Origin of the sequence: Enterovirga sp. (assembly GCF_028290205.1) — a bacterium.
In the GTDB taxonomy this organism is placed as follows: Bacteria; Pseudomonadota; Alphaproteobacteria; order Rhizobiales; family Beijerinckiaceae; genus Enterovirga.
In genome coordinates this window covers 1-15,370 of record NZ_JAQGKF010000015.1, presented here as the reverse complement: position 1 = coordinate 15,370, position 15,370 = coordinate 1, and the positions used below count along the sequence as shown (strand labels likewise).

Genomic DNA, 15,370 nt, shown 5'->3' with positions numbered 1-15,370 from the left:
CCCGAACGGCCCCGGCCGGCCGAGCTGGCAGTCGCCGCCGCCTTCGCGGGCGCGGCCCTGCTGCCGCTCCTGCTGCTGGCGCCCGCCCAGGCGCTGGCCGGGCTCGGCCTCGGGGCTGCGCTGTCGGGGCTGGTCGCCTGGCGGCTCTGCCGCGCCTTCGGCGGCCAGACCGGCGACGTGCTGGGGGCAGCTGCCGTGAGCTTCACGACCGGGTTTCTGCTCGGCGCCGCGGCCCTCTGATGCGCCTCTTGGTCGGCCCGCTCGGGCTGCTGCCGGGCTTCGTCCCGGAGCGGCCCTCGCACCTCGTCACGGTCGCGTCCCGGGATCGCCCCGTGCCGGCCGCACCCTGGGCTGCGGCGCAGCTTCACCTCACCTTTCACGACATCACGGCGCCCACTCCCGGCCTTTGCGCGCCGGGCCGAGACGACGTCGAGGCGCTGCTCGCCTTGGGCCGGAGCTGGACCGGGGAGCGGCCGCTCGCCGTCCTGTGCGAATTCGGGATCAGCCGCTCGCCGGCCATCGCCTTTATCCTGGCCTGCCAGGCCCGGCCGGACCTCGCGCCCGACGCCATTGCCCGTGGCCTGCGGGCTGCCGCGCCGGAGAGCACGCCCAACCGGCTGCTGATCGGCCTCGCGGATGCCGCACTCGGCCGCGACGGCGCCATGGTGGCGGCCGCGGCCGCGATCGGGCGCGGCGCGGAGTATTCCGGGCCGGCCAGCTTCCGCCTGGACCTGTGACTTGTGCCGCCCGGCGCCGCGTGTTTGAAAGCCCGCCATCGTCGGTGCCCTGGTCCGCCAGGGTGAAACGGGAACGCGGACGGGCCGGATTCCAGGATCCACCCAAGCCGCGGCTGCCCCCGCAACTGTGAGCGGCGAGCGAGCGTCCACGCGTCACTGGCCTCTGGGCTGGGAAGACGGGCGCCTGCGCCAAGCCGCGAGCCAGGAGACCGGCCGACGACCCATGCTGATCCGGCGGAGGGCCGGAGGGAGGCCCCATGGTGCTCGTGTTCTGCCGCCTTTGCGCGGCTTCTTTAGCTTCATGCCTGCACAGGTCCGCTTGGCCGGATCGACCGGGAGCGCGGCCATGAGCGGCGGCGCGGGCGGGGTCGTGGTCAGCGTCTGCGTGAGCTGCCGGGCGGCCGACGGTCCAGACGACTCCCGGCCCGGGGCCGATCTCCTGGAGGCGCTGCGCGGCTCCGAGCTCGGCGGGGCCAGCGTCCGGGCCGTGCAATGCCTCAGCGTGTGCAAGCGCCCCTGCACGGTCGCCCTCACGGCGCCCGGCCGCTACACCTACGTGTTCGGGGACGTGGACCCGGTCTCGGGCGTCGCGGACCTGCTGACCTGCATCGCGACCTATCGCGACCAGGAGCACGGCTACATGCTCTGGCGGGAGCGGCCCGAAAGCCTGCGCCGCGGCATCCTCGCCCGCATCCCGCCGCTCGAGTGGCAACCCGAGGACGGGGCGCATCCGCGGTGAGCGGGCTTGTCACGACACTGGTTCTGGGCGGCGCCAGATCCGGCAAGTCGGTCCTGGCCGAAAAGCTGGTCCTCGAGAGTGGGCTCGACGCCTTCTATCTGGCCACCGCCGAAGGGCGGGACGGCGAGATGGCGGATCGCATCCGGCACCATCGGGACCGGCGCCAGGACGCCTGGACGACGCTCGAGGAGCCGCTGGCGCTGGCCGACACGCTCGGCCGCATCGCCCAGCCGGGCCGGGCCATTCTCGTCGATTGCCTCACGCTCTGGCTGTCGAACCTGTTCGAGGCCGGACGGGAGATCGAGCGGGAGACGGAAGCGCTCTGCGCCTGCCTCGCAACGCTGCCGAGCCCGGTCATGCTGGTGTCGAACGAGGTCGGGCTCGGCCTCGTCCCCGAGACCCCGCTCGGCCGGGCGTTCCGGGACGCTCAGGGCCGCCTGAACCAGGCGGTCGCGGCCGCGGTGCCGTCCGTCGTGTTCGTGGCGGCCGGGCTGCCGCTCGTCCTCAAGTCACCCCCCAAGGATCCCCGATGACCGCATCCCGCGTGCCCGTGACCGTGCTGACCGGCTTTCTGGGAGCTGGCAAGACGACGCTGATCCGCTCCCTGCTGGAGCGCGCCGATGGACGCCGCATCGCCGTGATCGTCAACGAGTTCGGCGACATCGGCTTCGACGGCACGCTGATCGAGGATTGCGCGGCGGGTGCCTGTGCGCCGGGCGACATCGTCGAGCTCACCAATGGCTGCATCTGCTGCACGGTCGCCGACGATATCATTCCCACCATGGAGGCGCTGCTCGGGCGCGAGCGGCCCCTGGACGCCATCGTCATCGAGACCTCCGGCCTCGCCCTGCCGCAGCCGCTGCTGAAAGCCTTCGAGTGGCCCGCGATCCGAACCCGCGCGACCGTGGACGGCGTGGTGACGGTGGTCGATGCGACGGCGCTCGCCGAAGGCCGCATCCCGGAGCACGACGCGGCCGCGGATCCGGCCCGCGAGCACGACGACCCGGTCGAGGAGGTGTTCGACGACCAATTGGCCTGCGCCGATCTCGTGGTGCTGTCCAAGGCGGACCTGCTGCCCGAGGACGTCCTGCAGGCCGTCGAGGCCCGGCTGAGGACCGAGCTGCGCCCCGGAATCCGCATCCTGCGCTCGCGCGGCGCCGACCTGCCGCCCGGCGTGCTGATCGGGCTCTCGGCCGCGGCCGAGGACGACCTCGCCGCCCGGGCCGGGCATCACGGCGCCGACGAGGCGCACGACCACGACGATTTCGACAGCTTCGTCGTGCGGCCGCCCGCGATGGCCGCCGCCGAAGCCGTTGCGGCCGCGGTGACCCGTGCCCTGGCGGTGGCGGGCGTGCTGCGGGTCAAGGGCTACGCCGCGGTCGCGGGCCGCCCGTCGCCGCTCGTGGTTCAGGGCGTGGGCACCCGCGTCGACACGGTTTTTGCGCGGCCGGGATCGCGGGCCGGCCAGGATCTGGTCGTGATCGGCCTCAAGGGCCTCGACCGCGGGGCTGTCGAGGCGGCGCTCCGCGGCTGACGGGAGCGGAGCCGTGCATCTCCAGGTCGCCCTGCCGCACGAGATCGACGACGGCAGCGCCGCCCGGGACCTGGAGCAGCCCCCGGCCGACATCGTCATTCTGTCGGCCGCCGACAGCGAACTGGCGGCGGTCGCGGCGGCGCTGACCGGGCGCGACCCCACCCGGCCTTCGGTTGCGCTGACCAACCTCCTGCGCCTCGGCCATCCGATGTCCGTCGACCTCTATGTCGAGCGGACCCTGGCGACGGCGCGGTTCATCGTGCTGCGCCTCGTCGGCGGCGAGGGCTACTGGCCGCACGGGATCGACAGCCTGCGCCGGTGGGCGCGCCGGCGCAGGATCCCCTTTGCCTGCCTGCCCGGGGACACGCGCTGGGACCCGGCCTTCGCGGCCGGTGGAACCCTGCCGGAGACGGAGAGCCGCGCGCTGTGGCGCTATTTCGCCGAGGGCGGGGCCGAGAACATGCAGGGCGCGCTCGCCTTCATCGAGCACGCGCTTGGCAGCGCGGCCGCGCCGCCGCCGGCCCGTCCGATCCCCTCGGCCGGGCTCTGGCCGGAGCCGCGCCCGGGCGGCGACCGCCCGCGAGCCGCGATCCTGTTCTACCGGGCGCTGGCGCAGGGCGGCATGACCGAGCCGGTCGAAGCGCTTGCCGCGGCACTGGAAGACCGGGGGCTGTCGGCTCAGCCCATCTTCGTGACGAGCCTCAAGGACGAGTCGTCGGCCCGGCTCGTGGCCAGCGCCTTCGCGGCCGCGCCGCCCGACGTGATCCTGAACGCGACCGCCTTCGCGGTCGGGACGGTCGGGGCAGCCGGCGGCAGCGTCCTGGATGCGGCCGATTGCCCAATTCTGCAGGTCGCCTTTGCGGGGTCCGAGGAGGCCGAATGGCGCGCCTCCACGCGGGGGCTCTCGCCCCGCGATCTCGCCATGAACGTCGTCATGCCGGAGGTGGACGGCCGCATCTTCGCGGGCGCGGTGGCGTTCAAGCAGCGCCGCCTCGGCCTGCTGACGAACCGCTCCGTGCCCGAGCAGGTCGCCGCGGCTGCCGACCTGGCGGCCAGCTGGGTGCGCCTGCGCCGCACGCCGGCGGCCGAGCGCCGGGTCGGCCTCGTGGTCGCGAACTATCCCAACCGCGACGGCCGTCTCGGCAACGGCGTCGGGCTCGACACGCCCGAAAGCTGCGCCGTCCTGTTGGCGGCGCTGCGCGCCAGCGGCTACGCGCTCGGGGCCGCTCCATCGGACGCCGCGGCCTTGATGGCGCTGCTCGGCGCCGGTCCAACCAACGCGATCCCCGGGCGCGCCGACCGGAGCGGGGGCGAGACCCTCGCTGTCGCCGCGTACCGGGCCCTCTATGCCGGGCTGCCCGAGGCGACGAGAGCGGCCGTGGACGGGCGCTGGGGGGAGCCGGACGGCGACCCGTTCGTCGCCGACGGGGCGTTTCGGCTGGGCCTGCACCGGTTCGGCCACGTGGCGATCGGGATCCAGCCGGCCCGGGGCTACAACATCGACCCGAAGGACACCTACCACGCGCCGGACCTCGCGCCGCCGCATCACTATCTCGCGTTCTACCTCTGGCTCCGCGAAAGCTTCGGCGCCCATGCCGTCCTGCATGTCGGCAAGCACGGCAACCTCGAATGGCTGCCGGGCAAGTCCGTGGGGCTGTCGGCCGCCTGCCTGCCGCAGGCCGTGCTCGGGCCCGTGCCGAACATCTATCCGTTTATCGTCAACGATCCCGGGGAGGGCATGCAGGCCAAGCGCCGGACCGGCGCGGTGATCGTCGATCACCTGACCCCCCCTCTGGCCCGGGCCGAGCTGCACGGCGAACTCGTCGAACTCGAACAGCTGGTGGACGAGTATGCGGTCGCGGCCGATCTCGATCCGCGCCGGGCCGAGGGCCTGGCCAAGGACATCGCGGCGAGTGCCGGCGCGCTCCGGCTCGACGCCGATCTCGACCTCCGGCCCGGGACGGAGCCCGGGGAGGCGCTGCGCCGCATCGACGCCCATCTCTGCGACCTCAAGGAGATGCAGATCCGGGACGGGCTGCATGTGCTCGGCCGCTCGCCGGAGCCGAAGCTGCGCGAGCCGCTGCTGGTCGCCATCGCGCGCCTGCCGCGCTCGGAACTCCGGCCTGACGACGCTTCGCTGCACCGGGCGCTCGCGACCGATCTCGGCCTGGACGGGTTTGATCCGCTGACGCGGGACCTCGCGGCCCCCTATGCCGGTCCGCGTCCGGCGGCGCTGCTCGCCGTGTCCGATGAACCCTGGCGTCACGCGGGCGACACCGTCGAGCGCATCGAGCTTCTGGCCGAGGCGCTCGTGGCCGGACGGACGACACCCGATCCGGCCTGGCCGCGCAGCCGCGCCGTGCTCGGCTGGATCGACCGCTCGCTGCGGCCCGCCGTCGAGAGCTGCGGCCGGGCTGAAATCGGTGCCGTTCTGGCGGCTCTGGACGGCCGCTTCGTCCCGCCCGGCCCGGCCGGCGCCCCGACCCGCGGGCGGCCGGACGTGCTGCCGACCGGCCGCAACTTCTTCGCGGTGGATACCCGCGCGGTCCCGAGCGCCGCCGCCTGGCGGACCGGCCGCGCCGCCGCCGAGCGTCTGCTCGAGCGCTATTGGCAGGAGGCGGGCGAGTGGCCGCGCTCGGTCGCCCTGTCGTGCTGGGGCACGGCCAACATGCGCACGGGCGGTGACGACATCGCCCAGGCGCTCGCGCTGATCGGTGCCCGCCCGGTCTGGGAGCCGGGCTCCGGCCGGGTCACCGGGTTCCAGGTGATGGGGCCGGAGGAACTCCTGCGCCCGCGGGTCGACGTGACCCTGCGGGTCTCGGGCCTGTTCCGAGACGCCTTTCCGACCCAGATCGACCTGTTCGACTCGGCCGTGCGGGCCATTGCCGCGCTGGATGAACCGGACGAGGACAATCCGATCGCCGCCCATGTGCGGGCCGAGGCCCGGCGGCTGGGGGCGGGCAGCACGCCGATCGAGGCGGTGGCGCGGCGTGCCGCCGCCCGCGTGTTCGGGGCCAAGCCGGGCGCCTACGGGGCGGGGCTGCAGGCCCTGATCGACGAGGGCGGCTGGGAGGCTCGGAGCGACCTCGCGCAGGCCTACCGGGCCTGGAGCGGCTATGCCTATGGCGGCGGGCAGGAGGGCGACGAGGCCGGCGACCTTCTCACCTCGGCCCTCGGCCGTGCCGACGCTGTGGTTCAGGCTCAGGACAACCGCGAGCACGACATCCTGGACTCGGACGATTACTACCAGTTCATGGGCGGTCTCTCGGCGGCCGTGGAAGAGATCAGGGGGGCGCCGCCGCGCGTCTTCCATCTCGACACGTCGCGCCCCGAGGCCCCGCTCGCCCGGACGCTTGGCGAGGAGATCGCCCGCGTCGTCCGAGGCCGGGCGGCCAACCCGAAATGGCTCGCGGGAGTCATGCGGCACGGCTACAAGGGCGCCTTCGAGATCGCCGCCACGGTCGATTACCTGTTCGGCTTCGCGGCCTCGACGGACGCCGTGAAGGATCACCATTTCGATCAGCTCTTCGCGGCCTATCTCGAGGACGAGGCCGTCCGGGCCTTCATGGCCGAGGCGAACCCCGCCGCCCTCCGGGAAACGGCCGAGCGGTTTGCGGAGGCGATGCGGCGGGGGTTGTGGCAGCCGCGCTCGAACCGGACCACGATTCTGCTGGCAGAACTGAGCGGCGCAACGCGCGAAGGAGAGAAGGCATGACCCCAGACGAAGCGGCGCTGAACGCGCGCCATGCCGAGAAGATGCGCAAGCACAAGGCCGGCAAGGAGAAGATCCTGGCGGGCAAGAGTGCCGACAAGGGATTGCTGATCGTCCATACCGGCGCCGGCAAGGGCAAGACCTCGGCCGCGCTCGGCATGGTGTTCCGGCACATCGCCTATGACTGGCCGGTCGGCATCGTGCAGTTCATCAAGGCTCCGAGCTGGGAAACCGGCGAGGCCAAGCTGCTGGCCCGCTTTCCCGATCTCGTCTCGCTGCACGTCATGGGCGAGGGTTTCACCTGGGACACGCAGGATCGGGCCCGGGACATGGAGGTGTCTCGCGCCGCCTGGGAAAGGGCCAAGGAGCTGATCCGGGACGACCGCCATCGGCTCGTCCTTCTGGACGAGCTGAACATCGTGCTCCGTTACGATTACCTCCCGGTCGAGGAGGTGGTCGACTTCCTGCGGGCCGAGAAGCCGGCCGGCAAACACGTCGTCATCACGGGCCGCAACGCCAAGCCCGAGCTGATCGAGATCGCCGATCTGGTGACCGAGATGACGCTCGTGAAGCACCCGTTCCGGCAGGGCATCAAGGCGCAGAAGGGCATCGAATACTGACCGGCCCCCGGCGCGTCCCGGCCCTGATGATCCAGGGCACGGGCTCCAATGTCGGCAAGTCGACGCTGGTGGCCGGGCTGTGCCGTCTGTTCGCCCGGCAGGGCTTGGCCGTCCGGCCGTTCAAGCCGCAGAACATGTCGAACAACGCTGCGGTCACGGCAGACGGCGGGGAGATCGGCCGCGCCCAGGCCGTGCAGGCCCGCGCCGCCGGTCTCCTGCCCTCCGTGCACATGAACCCGGTGCTGCTGAAGCCGGAGACGGATACCGGCGCGCAGGTCATCGTGCAGGGCCGGCGCTGGGGCACCTTGCGGGCCCGCGATTACGGGACCCGGAAGGCCGAGTTGCTGCCCCTCGTCCTCGACAGCTTCGAGCGCATCTCGGCCGGCGCCGACCTTGTCCTGGTGGAAGGGGCGGGCAGCCCGGCCGAGATCAACCTCCGAGCCGGCGACATCGCCAATATGGGATTTGCGGAGGCGGCCGACCTGCCCGTGGTCCTGGCCGGGGACATCGACCGCGGCGGCGTGATCGCGAGCCTGGTCGGCACCCATGCGGTGCTGGAAGCCGGGGAGCGAGCCCGAATCGCAGCCTTTCTGGTCAACAAATTCCGGGGCGACGCGCGCCTGTTTGCGGACGGGGCGGCGGCCGTGGTCGCCCGGACCGGGTGGCCCTGCCTCGGCATCGTGCCCTTTCTGCCGGCGGCCGCGCATCTTCCGGCCGAGGATGCGCTCGATCTCGAGCGGCGGCCGTCCCGGGCGGGCCCGCTCCGGGTGGCGGTGCCCGTTCTCGCCCGCATCGCCAATTTCGACGATCTCGACCCGCTCGCGATGGAGCCGGGCGTGGACCTCGTTCTGGTCCGGCCCGGCCAGCCGATTCCGGGGGACGCCGACGTGGTCATCCTGCCCGGCTCGAAATCCACCGTGGGCGACCTCGCGTTTCTGCGGGCGCAGGGGTGGGACATCGACATCCTGGCGCACCGGCGTCGGGGCGGCCACGTGCTCGGCCTGTGCGGCGGCTACCAGATGCTTGGGCACACGGTGGCCGATCCGGATGGCGTCGAGGGCCCGCCCGGCGAGGTGGCCGGGCTGGCGCTGCTCGATGTCGCGACCGTGCTGACCGGGGACAAGCTCACGGTGGCGGCCCGCGGGCGGCACCTCGCCACGGGCGAGAGCGTGCAGGGCTACGAGATCCATCTCGGCCGCACGACCGGGCCGGATTGCGGCCGCCCGGTCCTGGCCCTCCAGTCAGGCGGCGGCGAGGCTCCGGACGGCGCCTCGAGCGCCGATGGCCTCGTCCAGGGCTGCTACATGCACGGCCTGTTCGGCTCCGATTCGTTCCGCCGGGCGTGGCTGGCCGGGTTCGGCCGCTCCTCGGAACTTGCCTACGAGGCCGGAATCGAGGCGGCGCTGGACGGGCTCGCCGACCACCTGGCGGCCCATCTCGACATCCCGCGGCTGCTGGCTATCGCGACAGCCAGATGAGCACCGCGCCGAGCCCGTACAGGCCGGCATGGAGAAGCGAGGCCCGGGACAGGATGTTGAGGGCGCGGTCGATGTCCGCCGCCTCCGCGTTCCGCCGGCCTTCCGGGTTGAGAAACGGATCCTCGACCGGGCCGGACGCGTAGAGCCGGGGGCCCGCCAGCGCGAGCCCGAGAGCGCCGGCCATCGCGGCCTCGGGCCAGCCGGCATTCGGCGAGCGGTGCAGGGCCGCATCCCGCCACATCACCGCGAGCGCCGTCCTGATTCGGCCCCCGCCCGTGGCCGCCGTGAGCGCAATCAGCATCCCGGTCAGGCGCGCGGGGATCAGGTTCGCGAGGTCGTCGAGGCGAGCGGCCGCCCAGCCGAAATGCAGGTGGCGCTCGGACCGGTGACCGATCATGGAATCGGCCGTGTTGATGGCCTTGTAGGCGACCAGCCCGGGCAGGCCGCCGACCGCGAGCCAGAAGGCCGGCGCCACCACACCGTCGGCGAAGTTCTCAGCCGCCGATTCGACCGCCGCTCGGCACACCCCGGCCTCGTCCAGGCGCTCGGGATCGCGGCCGACGATCATGGAGACGGCCCGACGGGCCGCCGGCAGCCCGCCTGTCGCGAAGGCCCGCCGGACCGCCCGGACGTGGTCGCGCAGGCTCCGGTAGGCCAGCAGCACGGAGGCCAGCAGCGCCAGCAGCACGGAGCCGCCGGGGAGCGCCAGCGCCAGTCGCTGGATCGCCCAGCCCGCGGCGGCCGACACAGTCACAAGGAGCAGGATAAACGCGACGCCGGCCAGCCTGCGGCCCGAAACGGCGGCCCCTGCCCGGTTGAAAGCGCGGTCGCCCGCCGCGATCAGCGCGCCGAGCCAGGCGACCGGATGCGGCCAGTGCCGCCAGATCCGGTCCGGATCGCCGATCGCGGCGTCGAGCGCCAGCGCGGCCACGACCAGCAGCATGGCCTCGGCCGCGCTCATCGCGGCAAGCGGGCCACCTCGGCGACGAGCGCGTCGATGGCGCCGGCCAGCGAGGGCCCGCCGCAAAACACGAGCCGGTCCGGCATGGCGATGCGCTTTTCGGGCGGGTAGAGCGCCGCGAGAGCCGGATGCTGGAGGAGGGCGCTGCCCTGGTCCTCGGCCCGCCCCGACCCAGACAGCAGCAGATAGTCGGGCCGGAGCGCCACGATCTGTTCCAGGCTGACCTGTCGGCCGAGCCCGCGGCTGAGCACGGCGCCGGCGTTGCGGAGCCCGATCGCCTCCACCAGCGAGGTGGTCAGCGTGTCCTGCCCCGAGATCCAGCCCCGCCGCTGCAGCGGCAGCACGGTGCCGGTGCGGCCGGCCGAGGCTGCTCTGGCGCGCGCGATCGCGAGGTCGATCGTTTGCAGCGCCGCTTCGCCCCTCTCCGGATGCCCGACCAGACGGGCCACCTCCGTGATGTTCCGCTTCGCCTCGTCGAGGGAGCGCGCCGCATCGTATTCGACGATGCGGAAGCCGCGCGCCCGGATGAACTCGCGCGTGGCGCGGCGCGTGAAGCGTCCGGCCAGAACGATGTCGGGTTGGCCCGCCAGAACCTCTTCCGCCGTCCCGGACACGGCCGGGAGGCGCGCGGCCTGCTCGGCCAGGGGCGATTGCTCGGGGTCGCGGGCATAGCGCGTGACGCCGAGGATCTGGTCGGGATCCGCCAGCGCGATCAGGAGCTGATCGGTGCAGGCGTTGATGGAGATGAACGTTGGCCTGCCGCCGGCCGACGCGTAGGACGGCGCCGACACCAACGCCGCCACGGCCGCGAGGAGCAGAACCCAGCGATGGAGCATGGCGGCGACCTGGCGGATGCCGTGGCCAGGGGCGGAGGAGCGCCGTCCGACTGGCTCGACCTCTCGACCGGCATCAACCCGCATGCCTGGCCCGTGCCGCCGCACCTTCTCTCGGCGGGTCTCACCCGGCTGCCGTCCCGAACCGATCTGAGCCGGTTGCTGGCGGTCGCGCGGGAGGCCTATGGCGTCCCGGAGAGCTGCGCCGTCGTGGCGGCCGCCGGCACCCAGGCTCTGATTCAGGTGCTGCCACGCCTGGCCGGGCCGGGCCGGGTCGCGGTGCTCGGGCCCACCTATTCCGAACACGCGCTCGCTTGGCGCGCCGCCGGCTTCGCGGTCACTGAAGTCCAGACGCTCGCGGCAGCAGGGGGCTGCACGCATCTCGTGGTGGTCCATCCCAACAATCCGGATGGCCGCGTGGTCTCGGCCGATGATCTTGTGGGGGCGGCCCGGGAATGCCGCGCCCGAGGCGGCTGGGCCGTGGTCGACGAATCCTTCGCCGACGTCCGGCCGGAGGTGAGCCTCGTGCCGCGTCTCGCCGGCGAGCCGGTCGTCGTGCTGCGCTCCTTTGGCAAGTTCTTCGGCCTGGCCGGGCTGCGCCTCGGCTTCGCCATTGCAGCCCCGGCCACCGCCGAGCGGATCGCACGGGCTCTCGGACCCTGGGCCGTGTCGGGGCCCGCGCTCGGGATCGGCACCGCGGCGCTCGGTGACGCGGGCTGGGCGCAGGCGATGCGGGCGCGGCTCGCCAGGGAGGCGGACCGGCTGGATTCGGTTCTGGCCGGAGCGGGCCTGCGCATCGTCGGCGGCACGAGCCTGTTCCGCCTGGTCGAGGTTCCGGCGGGCGAGTTCACGGCGGCCGACATCCATGAAGGGCTGGCCAGGGCTCGAATCTGGGTCCGGCGTTTTCCGGAGCGGCCCAGCCTGCTCCGGTTCGGCCTGCCGCCGGACCGGGCCGGGCTTGACCGGCTCGCGGCCGCGCTGCCCGGCCGGCGCTGACGTCACGCCCACGGCACCAGGACGGCGCTGCCGGCGTGTTCGGCCCGGAAGGCCTCGACGCCGAAGACCGAGCGCAGCACGGCGTCGGACAACGCCTCGGCCGGCGGTCCGGAGGCGGCGAGGCGGCCGCCCTTCAGCACGGCGATTGTGTCGCCGAACCGCGTCGCGAGGCCGAGATCGTGGGTCACGGCGATGACGAGGGCGCCGCGATCGGCGGCGCGCCGCAGCGCCTTCATGACGGCGATCTGGTGGCTCGGATCGAGTGCCGCGGTCGGCTCGTCGGCGAGGATCACCGGGGCAGAGACCGCAAAAACGCGGGCCAGCGCCACGCGGGCCCGCTCGCCGCCGGACAGCTGCGTCACGGGCCGGTCGGCCAGGTGCTCGGTGTCGGTGAGCCGCATGGCCTCGGCGACCAGCGCCGCATCGGAGTCCCGAAGGCGTGTTGGGTCCCCAGCCCCGTGCGGCACGCGCCCGAGCGCGACGATGTCCCGCGCCGGCAGCGGCCAATGCGCTTCGTGGCCCTGGGGCAGGTAGGCGACACGTTGCGCCCGCTCGCGCCGGTCCAGCGCTGAAAGGCTTCGCCCGTCGAGGGTCGCCGAGCCCTCGTGCGCCAGCAACCCGACGAGGGCCCGCAGCACAGAGGTCTTGCCGGCGCCGTTCGGCCCGACCAGCGCGACCAGGTTCCCGCCCGTCATGTCGAGCGAGAGGTTCTCGACGACCTTGCGGCCGCCGATTGCGACGGAGAGGTCGCGGAGCGAGAGGCGGACGGCGCTCACCCGAGCGCCCCGACGCCGAGCCGGCGACGTTCCCGGACGATCAGGAACAGGAAAAACGGTACGCCGATCAGCGCCGTCAGCACGCCGACCTTGATGTCGGTCGTGGACGGAATGATCCGGGTCGCGATGTCGGCGCAGGTGAGCAGGGCGGCCCCGGCCAGCGCGCTCGGCAGCAGCAGGCGGGCCGGATCGTAGCCGACCAGCGGCCGGCAGAGATGCGGCGCGATGAGCCCGATGAAGGTGATCGTCCCGGTGACCGCGACGGAAGCGCCGACGCCGAGCGCTACCCCGCCGATGACGAGCAGGCGCAGCCGGCCAACATGGATTCCGAGGCTGGTCGCGGCATCCTCGCCCAGCGTGAGGGCCCGGAAGGCGTGCCGCTGCGACACCAGCAGCGCCGAACCCGCCAGCATGAACGGCAGGGCCATGGCGAGGTGGCGCATGGACCGGTCCTCCAGCGAGCCGAGCAGCCAGAAGGCGATCTCGAGCGCCGCGAAGGGATTGGGAGCGAGGTTCATGGCGAGCGCCGTCGCGGCGCCGGCCAGGCTCGAGACGGCGAGGCCGGACAGGATCAGGAGCACCAGCCCGGCTCCCCGCCCGGCCACCACGACCAGCAGGAAGACGGACAGGAAGGCGCCGGTGATGGCGGCCACAGGCAGCGCGTAGGAGAGCGCGTCGGCGAGGCCGAGCGACAGGGTCGCGACAGCCCCGAAAGCGGCGGCCTGCGGCGCCCCGAACAGGGATGGCGCGGCGAGCGGATTGCGCAACAGCCCCTGCATGGCCGCGCCGGACAGGCCGAGCGTCGCCCCGATGGCGACCCCGAGGAGGGCGCGCGGCAGGCGGATCTCCAGCACGATCACGCGGGCCGGATCCCCGGCCGCCCCGACCAGCGCGCGAATGACCTCCGCGGGAGACAGCGCGACCGGACCGATCCCGAGCGAGACGAGAAAGAGCCCGGCGCAGAGCAGCGCCAGAGCCGCCACCGCGCCCGGCCCCTTGCGGACGGAGGCGGCTGCAGGGGCTACCACGTGGCGTTCAGCCCACCGTAGAAGGCGCGGCCGGTCGTGCCGTAGTTCAGCACCTCCTGGTAGCGCGCGTCCGTGACGTTTTCCGCCCGGCCGAAGACCTTCCAGGTCTCGTTGATCCGGTATTCGGAATAGACGTCGAGGCGTCCGTAGCGCGGCAGCGGTTGCGTCTCGCCGTTGCCGGAGAAGCGCCGCGACACGAACGTGACCCGCGGCTCGATCAGGAAGCCGGGCAGGGGCGTCAGGGCCACCGACACGCGCCCGACATGCTGCGGCCGCCGCTGCAGGGTGAGCCCCGTGCCGAGATCCTTGGCGTGCAGGTACGTGTAGGCGCTGGTGATCGTCATCCAGCCCGGCAGGGCCACCAGGGTGGCTTCCAACTCCACGCCCGACGTCTCGGCCCGTGCCGTCTGCCGATAGCCCCCGAGCAGGCTGGGGCTGCCGGCCCCGAGACCGGTGCGGACAAGGTTGCCGTCGAAGCTGATGAGATTCTTGAACTCGTTGCCGAACACGGTTGCGGCCACGAACAGGCGGTTCGTCCAGAGCGTCTGATCGATCCCGGCATCCCAGCCGAAGCTCGTCTCCGGGTTCAGGGTCGGCGTGCCGTACCGGGGATCGAACAGCTGAAACAGCGTCGGCGCCTTGCCGCCCGTCCCGGCCGAAGCGCGGAGCTTGGTCCCGGTCTCGGGAATCAGGAACGAGGCGGTGGTGCGCCAGGTGTCGAAGGAGACCTTGTCCACCTCGTCGTGGCGGGCGCCGGCCGACAGGGTCAGGCGCTCGCCGACCGGGAGCTGGTAGAGCAGAAAGGCCGACCGCGTGAACTGGGAGGCCCCGACGCCGAGAGTTCGCGGGGTGAGCGGGACGTACCCGGTCGTGAAGGTGCGGGCTTTTTCCAGCTCAGCCTTGCCGCCATAGGTCAGGGTCCCGAAGGCGCCGAGACGGAGGTCGCCCTGATACTCGGTGCCGAGCCGGTCGCCCCTGAACTCGGTTCGGCTGCCGAAGCTCTGCCGGAAGATGTTGCGGGCGTTGCTGTAGCTGAAATCGTCGTTCAACCGGTCAGTCTGATTGGCGAAGATGGTCAGCGTGTGGGTGAGGGGGCCCTGCTCGGCGGTGGCGCGCCCGAACACCTGGGAGAAGCGGCGCGACAGGTCGGCCGGGGTATCCGGGAAGATGCGGCCGGGCCCGGTCGCGACCGTGCGGGACGGCAGCGTGGAGGAGGCGGCGTCGTATTCGGCAAAGGTCTTGAAGGACAGCATGCCGAAATCGAGCTTCACGCCCTCGCCGGCATCGTAGCCGAGCCGGCCGTAGCCGCCGAAGCGCGAGAAGCCGTCCGGCTCGAAATGCCGCGTCGCGAAGCGCCGCTCGAGCTGGCCGACGCGGTAGCCGTAGCGCGAGAACCCGGCCGATTGCTGGCCACCGCCGGACAACGCGTAGGACCACGGGCCGATCTGGCCCGAGGCGGTCGCGCTTGTGTTCACGGTGCCGTAGCTGCCGGCCTCGGTCGTGGTCTCGAACCGGGGCTTGCCGTCCCCGCGCCGCGTGATGACGTTGACGACGCCTCCGATCGCGTCCGAGCCATAGAGTGCGCTCTGCGGGCCGCGCAGCACCTCGATGCGTTCGATGGCGGTTGGAAGCAGGCTGCCGAACTCGAAATCGCCGCTCGCCGCGGCAGGGTCGTTGACCCGGATGCCGTCGATCAGGACCAGCGTCTGGCCAGGATTGGCGCCCCGCAGCCTGACGCTGGTGCTGCCGCCCGGTCCGCCCGTTTCGGTGATGTCGAGACCCGGCACGTTGCGGAGCGCGTCCACCAGCGAAGCCGGATTGAAGGTCTGGATCTCCTCGTGGGAGACCACCGAAACGGCGCTGCTGGAGCTGTCGGCGTATTCGGGCCTGCGGTCGGGCGTCACCACGACCGGCGGGGGGGCGGCCGCGCCGGCGGTGCCTCCCGAGGGTCGGGCC

14 protein-coding genes and 1 riboswitch are annotated in these 15,370 nt (G+C 72.8%); of the genes, 9 read left to right on the top strand and 5 right to left on the bottom strand.

Annotated features, from left to right (window positions below; all coding sequences use genetic code 11):
* The 8 genes from JWR86_RS01440 to JWR86_RS01405 all read left to right on the top strand — a co-directional run.
* Positions 1-240 (top strand): adenosylcobinamide-GDP ribazoletransferase (locus tag JWR86_RS01440; RefSeq protein WP_299559693.1); only part of this gene is annotated, 240 nt, incomplete at its 5' end.
* Entirely contained in the window at positions 240-737 is a 498-nt protein-coding gene (locus tag JWR86_RS01435; protein WP_299559690.1) for a protein tyrosine phosphatase, read from the top strand. The genes JWR86_RS01440 and JWR86_RS01435, both read left to right, overlap by 1 nt.
* A gap of 25 nt (positions 738-762) precedes the next feature.
* Positions 763-970: riboswitch (cobalamin riboswitch) on the top strand.
* 113 nt (positions 971-1,083) lie between these two features.
* Positions 1,084-1,476, top strand: coding sequence for a DUF1636 domain-containing protein (locus JWR86_RS01430; protein ID WP_299559687.1), 393 nt, complete (start codon positions 1,084-1,086; stop codon positions 1,474-1,476).
* A complete protein-coding gene (gene cobU, locus JWR86_RS01425; protein WP_299559684.1) occupies positions 1,473-2,009 on the top strand; it encodes a bifunctional adenosylcobinamide kinase/adenosylcobinamide-phosphate guanylyltransferase in 537 nt (178 codons plus the stop codon). The genes JWR86_RS01430 and cobU overlap by 4 nt, the downstream gene beginning before the upstream one ends.
* Positions 2,006-3,010, top strand: coding sequence for a cobalamin biosynthesis protein CobW (gene cobW / locus JWR86_RS01420; RefSeq protein WP_299559681.1), 1,005 nt, complete (start codon positions 2,006-2,008; stop codon positions 3,008-3,010). Before cobU ends, cobW begins: the two co-directional genes overlap by 4 nt.
* 13 nt (positions 3,011-3,023) lie before the next feature.
* Positions 3,024-6,725 (top strand): cobaltochelatase subunit CobN, encoded by a 3,702-nt coding sequence (gene cobN / locus JWR86_RS01415; protein WP_299559678.1) that lies wholly within the window; start codon positions 3,024-3,026, stop codon positions 6,723-6,725.
* On the top strand, positions 6,722-7,342 hold the full coding sequence (gene cobO, locus JWR86_RS01410; protein WP_299559675.1) for a cob(I)yrinic acid a,c-diamide adenosyltransferase: 621 nt from the start codon (positions 6,722-6,724) through the stop codon (positions 7,340-7,342). Before cobN ends, cobO begins: the two co-directional genes overlap by 4 nt.
* Positions 7,343-7,368: 26 nt before the next feature.
* Positions 7,369-8,820 (top strand): cobyric acid synthase, encoded by a 1,452-nt coding sequence (locus JWR86_RS01405; protein WP_299559672.1) that lies wholly within the window; start codon positions 7,369-7,371, stop codon positions 8,818-8,820.
* On the opposite strand, the gene cbiB is transcribed toward JWR86_RS01405, so the two are convergent.
* Together cbiB and JWR86_RS01395 are read right to left on the bottom strand one after the other, a co-directional pair.
* Positions 8,801-9,781, bottom strand: a complete 981-nt coding sequence (gene cbiB / locus JWR86_RS01400) for an adenosylcobinamide-phosphate synthase CbiB (RefSeq protein ID WP_299559669.1) — start codon at positions 9,779-9,781, stop codon at positions 8,801-8,803. The two genes, JWR86_RS01405 and cbiB, sit on opposite strands and share 20 nt — an antisense overlap.
* Positions 9,778-10,617 carry an ABC transporter substrate-binding protein gene (locus JWR86_RS01395; protein WP_299559666.1) on the bottom strand — a complete coding sequence of 280 codons (840 nt, stop codon included), beginning with the start codon at positions 10,615-10,617 and terminating at the stop codon, positions 9,778-9,780. Before JWR86_RS01395 ends, cbiB begins: the two co-directional genes overlap by 4 nt.
* Here JWR86_RS01395 and cobD point away from each other — a divergent pair.
* On the top strand, positions 10,609-11,610 hold the full coding sequence (cobD, locus tag JWR86_RS01390; protein ID WP_299559663.1) for a threonine-phosphate decarboxylase CobD: 1,002 nt from the start codon (positions 10,609-10,611) through the stop codon (positions 11,608-11,610). The genes JWR86_RS01395 and cobD overlap by 9 nt on opposite strands.
* A gap of 2 nt (positions 11,611-11,612) precedes the next feature.
* Here cobD and JWR86_RS01385 read toward each other — a convergent pair whose 3' ends face one another.
* The 3 genes from JWR86_RS01385 to JWR86_RS01375 all read right to left on the bottom strand — a co-directional run.
* Positions 11,613-12,386: an ABC transporter ATP-binding protein gene (locus JWR86_RS01385; RefSeq protein ID WP_299559660.1), complete on the bottom strand. Its 774-nt coding sequence runs from the start codon at positions 12,384-12,386 to the stop codon at positions 11,613-11,615.
* Entirely contained in the window at positions 12,383-13,414 is a 1,032-nt protein-coding gene (locus tag JWR86_RS01380) for an iron ABC transporter permease (RefSeq protein ID WP_299559657.1), read from the bottom strand. Before JWR86_RS01380 ends, JWR86_RS01385 begins: the two co-directional genes overlap by 4 nt.
* A partial coding sequence (locus JWR86_RS01375) for a TonB-dependent receptor (RefSeq protein ID WP_299559654.1) occupies positions 13,408-15,370 on the bottom strand: 1,963 nt, incomplete at its 5' end. The genes JWR86_RS01375 and JWR86_RS01380, both read right to left, overlap by 7 nt.